At 67.4% G+C, this 14,297-nt stretch carries 14 protein-coding genes; 13 read left to right on the top strand and 1 reads right to left on the bottom strand.

What is annotated here, in order from left to right; genetic code table 11:
- Positions 1 to 2: 2 nt before the first annotated feature.
- From HX774_RS04840 to HX774_RS04825, 4 genes are all read left to right on the top strand, one after another.
- On the top strand, positions 3 to 716 hold the full coding sequence (locus HX774_RS04840) for a helix-turn-helix domain-containing protein (RefSeq protein WP_178824720.1): 714 nt from the start codon (positions 3 to 5) through the stop codon (positions 714 to 716).
- Positions 717 to 924: 208 nt separating this feature from the next.
- Positions 925 to 1,905 (top strand): dipeptide epimerase, encoded by a 981-nt coding sequence (locus tag HX774_RS04835; RefSeq protein WP_178824717.1) that lies wholly within the window; start codon positions 925 to 927, stop codon positions 1,903 to 1,905.
- Between the two features lie 31 nt (positions 1,906 to 1,936).
- The gene (locus HX774_RS04830) at positions 1,937 to 4,159 is read left to right on the top strand and encodes a TonB-dependent receptor (RefSeq protein WP_178824715.1); all 2,223 of its coding nucleotides are present in this window, start codon (positions 1,937 to 1,939) and stop codon (positions 4,157 to 4,159) included.
- A 75-nt stretch (positions 4,160 to 4,234) separates the two neighbouring features.
- A complete protein-coding gene (locus HX774_RS04825) occupies positions 4,235 to 5,497 on the top strand; it encodes a peptide MFS transporter (RefSeq protein ID WP_178824713.1) in 1,263 nt (420 codons plus the stop codon).
- A 79-nt stretch (positions 5,498 to 5,576) separates the two neighbouring features.
- Here HX774_RS04825 and HX774_RS04820 read toward each other — a convergent pair whose 3' ends face one another.
- Complete coding sequence (locus tag HX774_RS04820) at positions 5,577 to 6,773, bottom strand: DUF6880 family protein (protein WP_178824711.1); 1,197 nt, start codon at positions 6,771 to 6,773, stop codon at positions 5,577 to 5,579.
- 147 nt (positions 6,774 to 6,920) lie between these two features.
- On the opposite strand from HX774_RS04820, the gene HX774_RS04815 reads away from it, so the two are divergent.
- The 9 genes from HX774_RS04815 to HX774_RS04775 form a co-directional block, all read left to right on the top strand.
- Positions 6,921 to 7,133 (top strand): hypothetical protein, encoded by a 213-nt coding sequence (locus HX774_RS04815; protein ID WP_178824709.1) that lies wholly within the window; start codon positions 6,921 to 6,923, stop codon positions 7,131 to 7,133.
- A 176-nt stretch (positions 7,134 to 7,309) separates the two neighbouring features.
- Positions 7,310 to 7,960: an STN domain-containing protein gene (locus HX774_RS20365; protein ID WP_178824707.1), complete on the top strand. Its 651-nt coding sequence runs from the start codon at positions 7,310 to 7,312 to the stop codon at positions 7,958 to 7,960.
- 81 nt (positions 7,961 to 8,041) lie between these two features.
- The gene (locus HX774_RS04805; RefSeq protein ID WP_178824705.1) at positions 8,042 to 8,683 is read left to right on the top strand and encodes an energy transducer TonB; all 642 of its coding nucleotides are present in this window, start codon (positions 8,042 to 8,044) and stop codon (positions 8,681 to 8,683) included.
- 10 nt (positions 8,684 to 8,693) lie between these two features.
- Complete coding sequence (locus HX774_RS04800; RefSeq protein WP_178824703.1) at positions 8,694 to 9,239, top strand: sigma-70 family RNA polymerase sigma factor; 546 nt, start codon at positions 8,694 to 8,696, stop codon at positions 9,237 to 9,239.
- A 47-nt stretch (positions 9,240 to 9,286) separates the two neighbouring features.
- On the top strand, positions 9,287 to 10,225 hold the full coding sequence (locus tag HX774_RS04795) for a FecR domain-containing protein (RefSeq protein ID WP_178824701.1): 939 nt from the start codon (positions 9,287 to 9,289) through the stop codon (positions 10,223 to 10,225).
- Positions 10,226 to 10,416: 191 nt separating this feature from the next.
- On the top strand, positions 10,417 to 11,946 hold the full coding sequence (locus tag HX774_RS04790; protein ID WP_255500051.1) for a ShlB/FhaC/HecB family hemolysin secretion/activation protein: 1,530 nt from the start codon (positions 10,417 to 10,419) through the stop codon (positions 11,944 to 11,946).
- Positions 11,946 to 13,673, top strand: coding sequence for a DUF2341 domain-containing protein (locus HX774_RS04785; RefSeq protein WP_178824697.1), 1,728 nt, complete (start codon positions 11,946 to 11,948; stop codon positions 13,671 to 13,673). Before HX774_RS04790 ends, HX774_RS04785 begins: the two co-directional genes overlap by 1 nt.
- A gap of 13 nt (positions 13,674 to 13,686) precedes the next feature.
- A complete protein-coding gene (locus tag HX774_RS04780; RefSeq protein ID WP_178824695.1) occupies positions 13,687 to 14,097 on the top strand; it encodes a biopolymer transporter ExbD in 411 nt (136 codons plus the stop codon).
- Between the two features lie 5 nt (positions 14,098 to 14,102).
- The coding region (locus tag HX774_RS04775) for a hypothetical protein (protein WP_218650278.1) at positions 14,103 to 14,297 on the top strand (195 nt) is incomplete at its 3' end.

Here is a 14,297-nt window from a genome sequence, read left to right as displayed (position 1 = left end):
AGATGACGCGTCCCTACGCCCCCCCTGCCAGCGACGACGAAGCCGCGACGGGCGGCGCCGCCCTGCGCCGCATCCGCAAGAGTCGCAAGCTGACGCTGGAGCAGTTGTCGCAGCTGACGGGGATACCGACGTCTTCCCTTTCACGCATCGAGAACACGCGGCTGCGGCTCACGGTCGACAAGATGCATCTGCTGGCCAAGGCGCTGGACGTGCCCGTCGAGCATCTGTTGGGCGAGCCGTCGGCTGGGGCTGATGATGCGCCGGGCGCCGCTGCCCGGTCGTCGACGATCCGAACGGGCGCGGGACGGATGACGGTGGACCGCGCGCCTGATCGCCGGCCCGAGCGCTTCTGCGACGCCATGGTCCACTATCTTTTCGGAGCGGACGAAACCCGCGCGCTCGACTGCGGCCATTTCCATTTTCAGCCGGTGAGCGTTTGGGAATCCGAGTTCGTCCGTCACCCGGGCGAGAAGGTCGTCTACGTCGTCAAGGGTACGGCGGTGGCCTATGTCGAGGGGCAGGAACCTGTCCTGCTCGAGGAAGGCGACGCCATGCACATGGACTCCTCCGCCTGGCACAGCGTCGTAGCGGTCAATCAGCCCGCCGAGGTGCTGGTGACCTATTTCCACGGCGGTGGACGGGGATACGACGCCTTCGAAAGCCGGGTCTTCTCGCGCGAGGCCTGGGCCGCGTTTTCCGGGGTCGGCGCCGAATAGGCCGTTGTGTGCCGATAAGGGCGAGCGTGCGCATTAGCGCCCCGTTTTTTCGTTATTTCCGGGTGACTTAAGCCGCTTCCTGTATTGGGGCGGGCGTAAATTTGCAATTGCACATGGTGAGTTGTGCCGATTCTGCAAATTTCATTCTTGCCTTGTGCAAAATTTCACGAATATTGCTGTGACTGCAAAACGAATTCTGGGAGGGATCGTGAAGCTCACAGCCTTGAGGCGCCGTCTGGATCTGACGACGCCGTTCCGTGTGTCCTTTGGCGAAATCTCCGGCATGGACGTGGTCGCCGTGGCCCTCGAAGGCGGGGGCGTCGTCGGCCGGGGCGAGGCCTGTCCGATGCCGATGTTCGGGCATACGGCTGAGGCGGTGCAGAACGAGCTCGCCCTTATCGCGCCTGACATCGAGAGCGGCGCCGTTGATCGGCTTGAGTTGCAGACGCGCCTGTCGGCGGGGCCGGCCAGAAACGCTCTGGACTGCGCCTTCTGGGATCATGAAGCCAAGCGCACGGGCCGCTCGATCTGGGATCTGACCGGGCTGACGGCGCCGGCTCATCTGGCGTCGGACGTCACGATCGGGATCGAGACCCCGGAGGAGAGCGCGCGCCTGGCCGCGACGCACCGCCACGCGGGGATGATCAAACTGAAGCTGGGCGGGCCGGACGACATGGCCTGCGTGCGCGCCGTGCGTGCCGTCCTGCCGACGACCCGGCTGTTCGTGGACGTCAACGGCGGCTGGACGCTGGAGCAGTTGAACGCCCTGGCGCCGGAACTGGCCGCGCTGGAGGTCTTCATGATCGAGCAGCCTCTGCCGCGCGGTCAGGAGGAGCAACTCGACGGCTATACCGGCCCTGTGCCGCTGTGCGCCGACGAGTCCTGTCAGGATCGAGCCGATCTGGACCGGCTGGAGAGCCGCTATGCCTACGTCAACATCAAGCTCGACAAGACCGGAGGCCTGACCGAGGCCCTGGCCCTGGCCCGCGAGGCCGAGGCGCGGGGCATGAGGCTGATGGTCGGCTGCATGATGGGGTCCGGCCTGGCGATGGCGCCGGCCTACCTGGTCGGCACGTTGTGCGAGGTCGTCGATCTGGACGTGTCCCTGTTGTTGAAAAACCCGGCGGACGCCGCCGTGCGCCATGACGGGCGCCGGCTGAGCCTGTTCGACCGGGCCGTGTGGGGTTGAGACCATCATGAAATCGGGAGGGAGAACCAAGATGAGCGGCAAGAACAAGTATCTGGGCGTGAGTTCCCTGGCGGTCGTTCTGGCGCTGACGGCGTCGCCGGCGGCGGCGCAATCGGCTGCGGGGGCTGTGGACCCCGCCACGACGGTCGACGACATCGTGGTCACGGCGCAGAAGCGCTCGCAGAATCTGCAGGACGTGGCCAACTCGGTCGCCGCCCTGTCCGCCGCCGAGATCATGGAGACGGGCAAGAACGGTCTGGCCGACATGGTGGCGTCGGTGCCCAGCCTGTCCATGGTGTCCCAGGGGCCGGGGCTGTCCACCATCGCCCTGCGGGGGATTTCGACGGGAGGCGTGCGCAACGACGAGCCCCAGAACAAGGAGACGGTCGGGGTCTATATCGACGAGACGCCGATCTCGGTGAACGGCTTCAACCCTGACCTGGGCCTGTATGACCTGTCGCGGGTCGAGGTTCTGCGCGGACCGCAAGGCACCCTGTATGGATCGGGCGCCATGGGCGGCGCCATCCGTATCATCACCAACAAGCCGAACCTGACGACCTTCTCGGGCTCGGCCGAAGGCTCAGCCTCGCACACCCGTCACGGCGAGGCCAACTATAGCGCCAAGGGCATGATCAATGTGCCGCTGGTCACAGACGTCGTGGCCCTGCGCGCGGTCGCCTATCGCACCTATCAGGGCGGCTATATCGACAATACGGCGACGGGCGAGGACAACCAGAACGACGCCACGACGACCGGGGCCCGTCTGCAGCTGGGGGCGCAGCTCAGCCCCGACCTGCGCGCCAACCTGACCTATATGTATCACGACCTGGAGACGGGATCGCGGGCCAGTCAGTCGGCGCCCTATCAGCGCAACATCCGCGCCTTCGACGGCCTGACCGATCGGATCAACATCTTCAACGCTGCCCTCGACTATGACCTGGGCTGGGCCTCGATCAATTCCTCGACCTCCTTCCTGAAGAAGAAGAACACCAACCGCACCAGCCTGGAGTTCCTGACCGAGGCAGCCCTGGGGCTGGATTCGCCCGCGCCCCTGGTCGACACGACAGAGATCGAGGACTTCTCGCAGGAGCTGAGGATCGCCTCCAGCGGCGAGGGCCGCCTGAACTATATCGCCGGCGTCTTCTATCAGGACCGCAAGCGCGACTATACGCAGGACGGCGTCGTGCCGGGTCTGGACGCCCACGTCGGCGCTCCGTCGTCGGACTTCGGCGCGCCGGGCGTGGATCAGGTCTTCTACGGCTTCCAGAACATCCGCCAGAAGCAGAAGGCGGTGTTCGGCGAGGTGTCCTACAAGATCACGCCGCGCCTGACGGCGACGGCGGGCCTGCGCTATTTCGACTTCAGCGAGGAGTATGAGACCTTCTCGTCGGGTCTGCTGAACGGCGGCGTGTCGCGTTACTCCGGCGAGTTTTCGGAAGATGGGTTCACGCCCAAGTTCAACCTGTCGTTCGACGCCACGCGCGACAGCATGGTCTATGTCCAGGCGTCCAAGGGCTTCCGCCTGGGTGGGGTCAACACCACGGTTCCCGCCGATCTGTGTCGCGCCGACCTGGACAAGCTGGGCCTGTCGGAGACGCCCGGCAGCTTCGGTTCCGACTCGGTGTGGAACTATGAGATCGGTTCCAAGAACCAGTTCATGGACCGTCGCCTGACCGTGAACGCCAGCGCCTATTACATCGACTGGACCGACATCCAGACGACGATGAGTCTGCCGTCCTGCTCCTTCTCGTTCCGCACCAATGCGGGCAAGGCGCGCAGCATCGGGACCGAGATCGAGACCCGTTTCGCCGTCAACGACGCCCTGGATGTCTACGCCACGGTGGGGCTGACCGATTCCACCCTGACCGAGGACGTGCCCTTCACCACCTGGTCGGACGGAGATCACGTGCCCGGCGTGGCGCGCGAGCAGGTCAGCGCGGGTCTGCGTCAGGCCTTTACGGTGTTCGAACCGCGCGACGCCTTCGCCCGGGTCGATTACAGCTACACCGGCAAGATGAACACGCGCTTCGACGTCGAGAACGCCAACAACCGCGAATATGGCGACTATCATCTGGTCAATCTGACGGCCGGGGTTCGCCTGCCGGGTCGTCCGATCGAGGCGTCGATCTTCGTGCGCAACCTGTTCGACGACGACGGCCGCGTTCTGGCCAGCCCGGTCAGCATCACGGGGCCGGAAAGCTGGATCACGGTCCAGCCACGCACCATGGGCTTTACCATCCAGGCCTATTTCTAAACCTGGACGCGACGTCTTGCCTCGAATGGGCGAGACGTCGCATCGCCACCACGGCCAAGGGGAAAGCCGAGCGTCATGAGCATCGCCGCCAGCGAAAAGAGCTTTCTGGGTCAGCCGCGCGGGCTGACCGTCCTGTTCCTGACCGAGATGTGGGAGAAGTTCTCCTTCTTCGGCATGCGGACCCTGCTGGTCTACTACATGACCACCACCCTGCTGATCGAGCAGGGGCGGGCCTCGATCATCTATGGGCTCTATACGGCGGTCATCTATCTGACGCCCATCTTCGGCGGGGTGCTGGCGGATCGCTGGCTGGGGCGCCGACGCTCGGTGGTCTTTGGCGCGTCGATCATGATCCTGGGCCACTTCATGATGGCTTCGGAGGCGCTCTTCTATCCGGCCCTGGCGGTCATCGCGATCGGCAACGGCCTGTTCCTGCCCAATCTGCCGGGGCAGGTGGCTGGGCTATACAAGCCCGATGATCCGCGGCGAGGCAGCGCCTACAACATCTACTACATGGGCGTGAACCTGGGGGCCTTCATGGCGCCTCTGGTCTGCGGTGCGGTGGGCGAGATCTACGGCTGGCACTGGGGCTTCGCCCTGGCGGGTGTCGGCATGGCGGCGGGCCTGGCCATCTATCTGTTGGGCGGACGCTACCTGCCGGCCGATCCGCCGCGCGCGGCGCGGGGCGAAAAGGTCAAGGGCGGCGGGCTGGACCGTGCGTCGCTCTGGCTGTTCGGCGGCGTGATCCTGGCGGTGGTGGTCTTCCGCGTCGCCTATGAGCAGGTGGGCAATACCCTGGCCCTGTGGATCGGCAGCGATGTGGACCGCTCGCTGGGCGACTGGTCCATTCCCATGACCTGGTTCCAGTCCCTGAATCCTCTGCTGGTCTTCTTGCTGACGCCGATCCTGGTCACGGCCTGGGACCGCTCGGCCCGGAAGGGGCGGGGGATGTCGTCGCTGGCCCGCATGGCGACGGGCGCGGCCCTGGTGGCGGGCGCTTTCTTCGGTCTGGCTCTCGTCGTGGCGGTTTCAGGGCAGGGCGCCGTTCACTGGCTCTGGCTCGCCGCCTTCTTCCTCCTGCTGACCAGCGGAGAGCTGTTCATTCTTCCCGTCGGCCTGGGCCTGTTCGGTCGCCTTGCGCCGGCGCAGATGACGGCGACCATGATCGCCGCCTGGTTCCTGGCGGCCTTCGCCGGCAACTTGCTGGCGGGCCTCGTCGGCTCGACCTGGAGCGCCATGTCGCCGAGCGGCTATTTCGCTTTGATGGGCGTGGTCGCCAGTGTCGCGGTCATGCTCCTGTGTGGGCTGATCCGACCGTTCAGAAAGCTGGAAGCTTAGGCGTTTCCTCGGCGGGTTTAGGTCTCATGCCTGGGCGTAAACTGTATTATTTTCCAATAACCTGCGTAGCTTGGCGAAGCTAGCCTGCCAGGATTTCTGAGGCTTCGGGAAAGCGCTGGGCCAGGCGTGACGCCCAGGCCGTTGACAGGGGTCGAGGCTGCCGGGCTTCTCGCGGTCGTGCCAGGACAAGGGCGGCCGCTTCCCGATGAGCAGGCCAGTCCATAAGGAACCGCATGGCCGCCTCGAAGTCTGGGTGGGCCGTAGCGTGAGCGAAGGCCAGGTCGAGGGCCTCGACATCGTCGAAGTCGGGAAGGCGTGAGAGGTAGTCCCGAAGAACCGGCGCCGACAGGTCGCGCTCGAACAGGCTCCAGCGCAGCGCTTGGGCTTCGTCGCGGTCGCCTTCGGCGTCGAGCACGTCGATGGAAACCGCTTCCCAGGCGGGCGTCAGTCGAGGCGCGCCATCCTTCTGATGGCGACCGAAGGTCCAGGGGCGGTTGAGCGGCGATGGACTGAGGGCCGCTTCCAGGGCCGCGCGGGCTTCGCTGACGCGGCCGGCGCCAAGGAGGCGGCGGGCGATGTCGGCGGCCATATCCGCTGATCCAGCCTGCTCGGGCGTGACGAGCGAGAGCCAGAGGTCGAGGTCGTCGGCCCGATCCGCGAGGCGGCGTAGCAGGTTGCGGCCCGCCGGGATCTTCCGGGCTGATGCGTCCAGGCTGTCCAGCAGCCGGCGCGCCGTGACCCGACCCAGGGCGTCGCCGGCCGCAGAGATCCAGCGCGCATAGTCCTGCGGACGTCGGTGGAGCGCGTCGACCAGATCGCGCAAGGCCTCGTCTCCGGCGGTCTCGGCGAGGGCAAACAGATCGGGCGCAGCGGCCTCGAAGGCGGCGGGCAGTTCGCCCTTGGTGTCCTTCACGCGGGCGGCGAGGCCGGGGTAGAGGTCGAACCAGCGAACAAGGACAGCCAGCGCCTCGCCGGGCGCTTCGGGCGCCAGCCGCTCGACGATCATCTCGCGGTGCGCGTTCAGGTCATCGATCAACTCGCCGCGTTTGCGCCAGGATACGCGCGTGCCGGCCACAGAGACGGCGGTGATGCGCTTGGCGATCTCGAGGGCGAGAAGGTCGGGGCCGGCCTCAGCCGCCAGTTCGAGGCGAAGGCGGCGCTTGAGATTGGCGTTTCCGGCGCCGGCCTCGATCAGCAGGTCCGCCAGCCGGGGCGCGCCAAGATGGACGAGGCTGGCTGCGGAAAGCCGGGTAGAGATCCGAGATTGTCGCGCCATGAGGTCCTTTTTGCCGGGAGTGAAACGCCCTTGGGCGTCTATAGCATGCTCTTGCTGACGCCGATCAAAGTGAGGAGGAGGCGCCGGCGCCTCCGCCGTGTAGAAGACGCCGCAAGAAGGCCGAAAGTCGGCTGAGAGAAGAAGCCCATGCCCAAGGTCAACGACACGGTTCACATCCGCTTTTCCATGCGCGGCATGTCAGGGCCGTTCTGGCAGACCAACGCCACGGTGGCTTCGGTCTCTGGCGGGTCTTTGCTGCTGGATGGTCTGGACCGCCAGGTTCCGGCTGCGACGTCGGAGCTCAAGCCGGCCGGAGCAGGGCGATGGACGCTCGACTGGGAGGTGCGGCGTCGACCGTGAGCCTTGCTCCGTGGCAAGCTCGTCATCGGCATGGCTCACGGGTCATAGCGACGTCTGCCCGCTAAGTGATTTCTGGAGGGGTTCAAAAAATGTCGCAAAAACAAATCGTTGATCGTGCTTTTTGCCGTCGACTGAGAGCGGGCGGTTTGGGGTCCTAGGCTCATCGTGTCCGTGTCGTGAACAAGATCGTCAGCATTTTCGGCGGCGCGGCGGCGGCCCTGATCGCGTGTTCGGCCGTGGCTGAAAACGCGGCGGGGCGGGCCTTTGTCATACCCGCTCAGCCGCTGGATCAGGCGCTCGCGGCTTTCTCGGTCTCGACCGGGCTGCAGATGCTCTATGATAGTTCACTGGCGGCTGGTCGGCGGTCGTCGCCGGTTTCGGGTGCGATGCAGCCGCGTGAGGCGCTGGTTCTGATGCTGGCGGGGACAGGGCTGACGGCGCGGTTCACCTCGGCGGGGGCGGTGGTGATCTACGCGGGATCGACCTCGGCGGTGACGTTGAATCCGATCACGGCGACGGCGGCGCCGGTCGTCGGCCGGACGGGCGTGAGCCCAGAGGCGCGGGCCTATGCCGAGGCGGTGCAGCGGCAAACGGTCGAAGCTCTGCGTCAGGACGCGGGGCTGTCGGACGGCGACTATGCCTTGAGCGTGCGCTTGTGGGTGAGCGAGCAGGGCGCGGCGCGGCGCGTTGAGATTTTGCGCGGTTCGGGCGACGCAGGGCGCGACGCCGACTTTATGGCTCTGGCCTCGGGGTTGCGGTTTCCAGCCCCCCCGCCGGACCTGCCGCAGCCGATGCGGATCGAGTTTCGCGTCCGCCAGCGTCACTGACATATCAGCGTCACTGTTCTGTCGCCGGTGACGGTTTAGGGAGGCGGGGTTCCAGCGGCTCTGACGGCTCGACCTCCATCCATGACGCGAAACTGGCTTCTTGGCGCGATGACGTCGGCGGCCCTGCACGGCGGGGCGGCGGCTGTCCTGCTGGCGTCGGCGGCGATCCCGCAAGGTGCGCCTGCGCCCGAGGTCCAGCCGCACGCGATCAACGTGGAACTGATCGACATGGCCTGGCGACAGAGCGGCGACAGTGACCGGACCGAAAGACAGTCCAGCGCCAGCGAGGCGGTCAGCGCGCCGGAGGAAGCGCTGGCGCCGTCCGCGACCGGCGTTGCCGCCGCGGCCCCAGCGCGGGCGCCCAGCGGAGGCGAAGCGGCCATGCCGGCGGCGGCCCCCGATCCCGGTGCGGTGTCAGACTACTACCGCCGGGTCGAGAGCCATCTGGCGCGTTTTCACGCCTATCCGGCCGCTTTGTCCGGCGCGCGTCCGACCGGCGTGGTGCGGGTCGGCCTGATCGTCCAGCGCGACGGGCGGGTTATGGACGCCTGGATCGAGACCAGCTCGGGCATCGCGCCTCTGGACGAAGCGGCTCTGCAGACCCTGCGGCGCGGCGAACCTCTGCCGGGGCTGCCCGCGACCCTGCCGGGGGCGATCGATCTGATCGTGCCTTTGCGCTACGCCGCCTCGACGAAGGCTGTCGGCGCGCGGACCGGCGAATGAGCGCGCGGTCGTGGTGACGGACGCCGCCGCCCGTCTGCGGGGCCATCTGGTCGAGAAGTACGAGACCCTGCTGAGCGGCCTCAGCGCACGGCTGGGCTCGCGCGAGATGGCGCGGGATGCGTTGCAGGACGCCTATGTAAAGCTGTCGAGCAGCGGGCCGCAGGACGAGGTGCGCCACCCGACCGCCTATCTGTACCGTATGGCGCTGAACATCGCCGCCAATGCGCGACGACGCGACCGGCGGCTGCTGGGCTTTGACGAGGTCGCGGCCCTGCTGGACGTGCCGGATGAAAACCCGGACCCGGCGACCGTGGCCGAGGCTCGGTCCGATCTGGCGACGGTCAAGGCGGCGATGGCGCGGATGCCGGCGCGACGTCTGGCCATCTGCACCGACGCCTGGCTGGACGGCCTGTCGACGGTCGAGATCGCCGAGCGCCACGGGGTGGCCCAGCGCACGGTGCAGCACGAACTGAAACAGGCGACGGAGGCGTTGCAGCGAATTCTCTCTCAACCCAAGGTCATATCCTTGCGCCGTTCCGAAGATGGCGTGTCATGAATTACAGGGGCGGCTCAGAGGCCGGACATGAGCGGCGAGATCAGCAGGTGAGCGACCCAGTCGCCGAGCAGGCCCAGGCCTGGGTGCGTCGCCTGATGTCAGGCGAGGCGACGCAGGACGACGCCCTGGATCTGGCCGTCTGGCGCAAGGCCGACGCGCGCCACGAGCGGGCCTTTGTCCAGGCGGCGCGGCTGCACAAGGCGGCGCGACAAGCGGCCTTGGAGTTGCGCGACGAGCAGGCGAAACAGCCGATGAAGGCCCGAAGGGGCCTGAGCCGTCGCATGGTCGTGGGCGGGGCCATCGCCGCCTCGGCCGCTGGCGTCGCCATTCTTGCGGAACGGTCAGGCGCGACGCGCTTTGCGCCGCCGCCCGCCGACTTCACCACGGCCAAGGGCGAGACGCGGCGCGTTGACCTGGCGGCAGGGGTGTCGATTGAGATGAACACCCTGACGCGGATCGCCCTGCGGCCTCAGGCGGGAGAGGGCGCGTTTGAACTGCTGACGGGGGAGGCGGTTGTCACCATCGAGCGGCCCGACGCCCCCCTGTCGATCTTCGCCCAGGACGGCGAGACCACGGCCTCGCAGGCGCGGCTGGCGCTGCGTTGTCTGGACGGCCAGGTGCGGGTTTCCTGTCTGGAAGGCGCGGCCCAGGTACGCTCGGCGGGGCAGGCGGCGGCTCTGCCCGCGCGGCACAGCGTGACCTATGATCAGACCCGTCTGCAGCCGCCGACGGCCATCGACCTCGAGGCTGAAGCGGCCTGGCGGCGCGGTCTTCTGGTCTTCCGCGACCAGCGCCTCGGCGACGTGATCGAGGAGATCAATCGCTATCGCACCGGGCGCATCGTCATCGCCGATCCGCGCCTGAGAAACCGTCGCGTCAACGGCGCCTTCCACACGGATCGGATCGATCAGGTCATCGACCAGATGCGGCTGGCCTATGGGGTTCGGGCCACGCGCCTGCCCGGCGATGTGGTCCTCGTGGCCTGACGAAACAGCACATAAGCGACTGGAAAACGTCGCGAAATCTTCACGCTAAATCTTTGCGCCTGTGTCGGGCGCACGTGTCTCTCCCCTGACGACCAAGTGCGGGGCGTCGGTCGCCTCAGCGGCCGTCGCGTCACGGGGGATTGATGCTGGTTTACAAGAGACATTGCGCGCTGAGAGGCGCGGCGAGCGCCTTGGCGCTGGCCGCTGTTCTGGCTGTTCACGCCTCGCCCGCGACGGCGCAGGAGACGGCGAGCTTCGAGGTTCGCGCCTTTCAGGTGAAGGGCAACACCGTCCTGCCGCCTGAGGTGGTGGAGCGGGCCGTCTATCCCTTCATGGGGCCGGGCCGGACCTCGGACGACGTGGAGGCGGCGCGCGCCGCGCTTCAGGCCGTCTATGAAGAGCGCGGCTTCATCGCCGTGTCGGTCTTCATTCCCGAACAGTCGGTCGAGGGCGGCGTCCTGATGCTGGAGGTGGCCGAACAGGCCATCGGTCAGGTCCTGATCGAGGGGACGAAGAACCCCGACGCCGTCCGCGCCCAGGCGCCCTCGCTGACGCCGGGTCAGACGCCGAACCTGCCGGCCTTCCAGCGGGACGTGGTGGCGCTTAACCAGAACCCGTCGCGGCGGGTGACGCCGGAACTGCGCGCAGGCGTGGCGCCGGGCACGCTGGACGTGGTGCTGGCGGTCGAGGAAAGCTCGCCCTGGCACGGCTCGCTGGAAGTGAACAACTATTCCAGCGCCTCGACCACCCAGCTGCGCGCGGCGGCGTCGCTGCGTCATGACAATATGTGGGGCCGAGGCGACAGCATCAGCCTGTCGGCCCAAACGGCGCCCGAACGGACGACGGACGGCACTGTCTATTCCGGCAACTATCTGATGCGCCTCGGCGTAGGCACGCAGCTGCTGGCCTATGCGGTCCATTCCGACAGCGACATCGCCGTGGTCGGCGGCACCAACGTCATCGGCAAGGGCGACCTGGCGGGACTGCGTTTGATCCGCGCCCTGGGCGGCGGCGACGGCTTCTACCATTCGCTGACGGTCGGGTTCGACTGGAAGAGCTTTAAGGAAGACGTGATCCTGGGCTCGGACCGGGCCGCCGCGCCCATCGAGTATTTCCCGCTGATGGCCTCGTGGCGCGGCGACTGGAGCGGCGAGGCGCGGCGCAGCGACCTGACCTTCAGCGGCGTCCTGGGCGTGCGCGGTCTGGGCGATGACAAGTGGGCCTTTGACGCCAAGCGCTATAACGCGCGCCAGAGCTTTTTCACGGTCAAGGTCGACGCCTCGCACACCGAGGAGATGGTCCACGACCTGCAACTGACGGCCAAGCTGTCAGCCCAGTGGACCGACCGCCCGCTGATTTCCAACGAGCAGTTCGGCATCGGCGGCCAGAACTCGGTCCGCGCCTATCGCGAAAGCGAGGCCATGGGCGACTACGGTCTGGCCACGCAGTTGGAGATGCGTTCGCCGTCGCTTCTGGCCGACTGGCCGGGCGTCGATGAGCTGCGTCTCTATGGCTTCTGGGATGCGGGCTTCGTCGGCATCCACGATCCGCTCCCGGGTCAGAAGGGCGAGACCCTGCTGATGAGCGCCGGCGTCGGCGGGCGGCTGCGCCTCTTCCAATACCTCAACGGGGCCGTCGATGTCGGCACGCCCCTGATCTCCATGCCGGGCCGCGATGCGGGCCTGGTTTCCGTTCGCTTCCGTATCTGGGGGGAATTCTGATGGCTTTGACGATGACCAAGAAGGGGCTGCTCGGCGGCCTCGCCGCCGCCGTGCTGATCGGGGCTGCGGCCCCGGCCGCTGCGGCGGGCTGGTGGCAGGCGGACTATGCCTACCGCACCAAGATCAACCTGAACGCCCAAGCGGCGGGCGTGACCGGCGAGGTGGCCCGCGCCCCCGTCCTGATCCGTCTGCACACCGGCAACTTTGACTTCGCGGACGTCAAGGCGGACGGATCGGACCTGCGCTTCGTAGCAGGCGACGACCGCACGCCTCTGGCTTTCCACATCGAGAAGTGGGCGCCGGCTGAACAGCAGGCCCTTGTCTGGGTCGATGTGTCGAACCTGAAGCCGGGCGCCGCCTCGGCCATCTACGCCTACTACGGCAACGAGAAAGCCGAGGCCGGCCAGAACGCCGCCGGGACCTTCGGCGCCGACTACAAGCTGGTCTGGCACTTCGACGGCGCCGGCGCGCCGCAGGACGCCACGTCCAACGGCCTGAACGGCGTCGGCGGCGAGGGCCGCAATACGGGCGGTTTGATCGGCCAGAGTTTGACGCTGGACGGGGCTGCTGCTGTCTCGGTGCCGGCCGAAGCCTTTGCGCAAGGGCCGGTCTCGGTCAGCTTCTGGGTCAAGCCGGGTTCGGACGGTCAGTTGCTGGCTCTGCCGGGTCTGGCCCTCACGTCGGAAGGCGCGACCCTCTTCCTCGACGTCGCCGGCCAGCGCAGCGCGGGCGCGGCGCTTCCGGCTGGAACCTGGGCCCATGTCGCCCTTGTCAACGACGGCCAGAAGTCGACCCTGTTCGTCAACGGCCAGCCAGCCGGCGAGGTCGCGGGCGCGCTGGCGTCCGGTCCCGCCGTTCTGGGTCAGGGCTTCGCCGGCGAGATCGACGAGTTCCGCGTGGCGGGCGTCGCCCTGCCGCAGGCTGCCTTCCAGCTGGCGGCCGCCAGCGAAGGGCAGGGCGCCAAGCTGCTGACCTTCGACACGGCCGAGCAGACCGAAAGCGGGGGCCACAACTACTTCGGCATCCTGTTCAAGGCGCTGACGGTCGACGCTTGGGTGGTCATCATCATCCTGGGCTTCATGCTGGCCCTGGCCATCTGGGTCATGATCTCCAAGGGTCTGATGCTGGGCCGCACCACGCGCGCCAACGAGGAGTTCCTGGACGCCTATCGCCAGTCGGCGCGCGCCTCGAACGGTCATGACGGTCTGGGCGATCTGCCCGCCAGCCTGAACGCGCATTCGCCGCTGGCCCGTCTCTATCAGATCGGTCGGCGCGAACTGGGCCTGCGTCTGGCCGAGGGCAGGGCGTCGGGCAGCCGTTTCGCCGTCCGTCCGCAGTCCATCGCCGCCATCCGCTCGGCCCTGGACGCCGGTCAGGTGCGCGAGAGCCAGAAGCTGAACAAGTGGATGGTGCTGCTGACCATCGCCATCTCGGGCGGTCCCTTCATCGGCCTGCTGGGCACGGTGCTGGGCGTCATGATCACCTTCGCCTCGGTGGCGGCGGCGGGCGAGGTCAACATCAACGCCATCGCCCCCGGCATCGCCGCGGCCCTGCTGGCCACGGTCGCCGGTCTGGCCGTCGCGATCCCGGCCCTGTTTGGCTACAACTATCTGCTGAGCCGGGTCGAGGACGTCACGGCCGACAACCAGATCTTCGTCGACGAGCTGGAAAAGCGCATCGCTGAAACCTGGCAGGATGTTCCCGCCGCCGCCCTCGCGGCGGAATAGGGAGCGCTGACCCATGCAGGTTCAGGGCAAGAAACCCTATAACGAGATCAACATCACGCCGCTGGTCGACCTGACCTTCGTGCTGCTGATCATCTTCATCCTGCTGACCACGGCGGCGGTGCAGGGCATCAAGGTCGACCTGCCGTCGGCCTCGGCCTCCCAGGTGCTGGATCAGCCCAAGTCGCGGGTTATCGCGGTCGCCAACGACGGCACGGTGTCGATCGACGCCGTTCCCGTCTCGATGGCCGAGCTGGAGCAGGAACTGCGCGCCTCCATCGCCTCGACGCCGGATCTGCCGGTGATCCTGCGCGGCGACCGGGCGGTGCAGTACGACCAGATCATGCAGGTGCTGGACCTGTGCTCCAAGGTCGGCGTCGGCAGCCTGGGCATGGCCTCGACCCGCCCGCCCGGCGCGGGGGCCTGAGCGCCATGACCTACGCCTATCTGGCGGATGATCCGCCGCCGCCGCCTCGTCGGCGCACGATCAACTGGCCGGTGGTCGGGGCGGTCGCGGTGCTGGCCGCCGTGCTGGCCGCGACCTTCCTGCGGCCCGCCTCGGTCAGCGAGCGTCAGCGCGAGGACAAGACGGTGCGGGTGGTCCTGCCGCCCCCGCCGCCTCCGCCC

This window comes from Brevundimonas sp. P7753 (assembly GCF_013386595.1).
GTDB classification, from domain to species: domain Bacteria; phylum Pseudomonadota; class Alphaproteobacteria; order Caulobacterales; family Caulobacteraceae; genus Brevundimonas; species Brevundimonas bullata.
Note: the sequence above shows the minus strand (reverse complement) of the source record. Positions and strands in the feature narration are given on the sequence as shown.

What these genes read in the sequence shown, in the direction of transcription:
- HX774_RS04785 (WP_178824697.1), top strand. Translation starts at nt 11,946, where the DNA reads ATGGCTTTGACGATGACCAAGAAGGGGCTGCTCGGCGGCCTCGCCGCC.
- HX774_RS04815 (WP_178824709.1), top strand. Translation starts at nt 6,921, where the DNA reads ATGCCCAAGGTCAACGACACGGTTCACATCCGCTTTTCCATGCGCGGC.
- HX774_RS04825 (WP_178824713.1), top strand. Translation starts at nt 4,235, where the DNA reads ATGAGCATCGCCGCCAGCGAAAAGAGCTTTCTGGGTCAGCCGCGCGGG.
- HX774_RS04780 (WP_178824695.1), top strand. Translation starts at nt 13,687, where the DNA reads ATGCAGGTTCAGGGCAAGAAACCCTATAACGAGATCAACATCACGCCG.
- HX774_RS04820 (WP_178824711.1), bottom strand. Translation starts at nt 6,773, where the DNA reads ATGGCGCGACAATCTCGGATCTCTACCCGGCTTTCCGCAGCCAGCCTC.
- HX774_RS04830 (WP_178824715.1), top strand. Translation starts at nt 1,937, where the DNA reads ATGAGCGGCAAGAACAAGTATCTGGGCGTGAGTTCCCTGGCGGTCGTT.
- HX774_RS04805 (WP_178824705.1), top strand. Translation starts at nt 8,042, where the DNA reads ATGACGCGAAACTGGCTTCTTGGCGCGATGACGTCGGCGGCCCTGCAC.
- HX774_RS04840 (WP_178824720.1), top strand. Translation starts at nt 3, where the DNA reads ATGACGCGTCCCTACGCCCCCCCTGCCAGCGACGACGAAGCCGCGACG.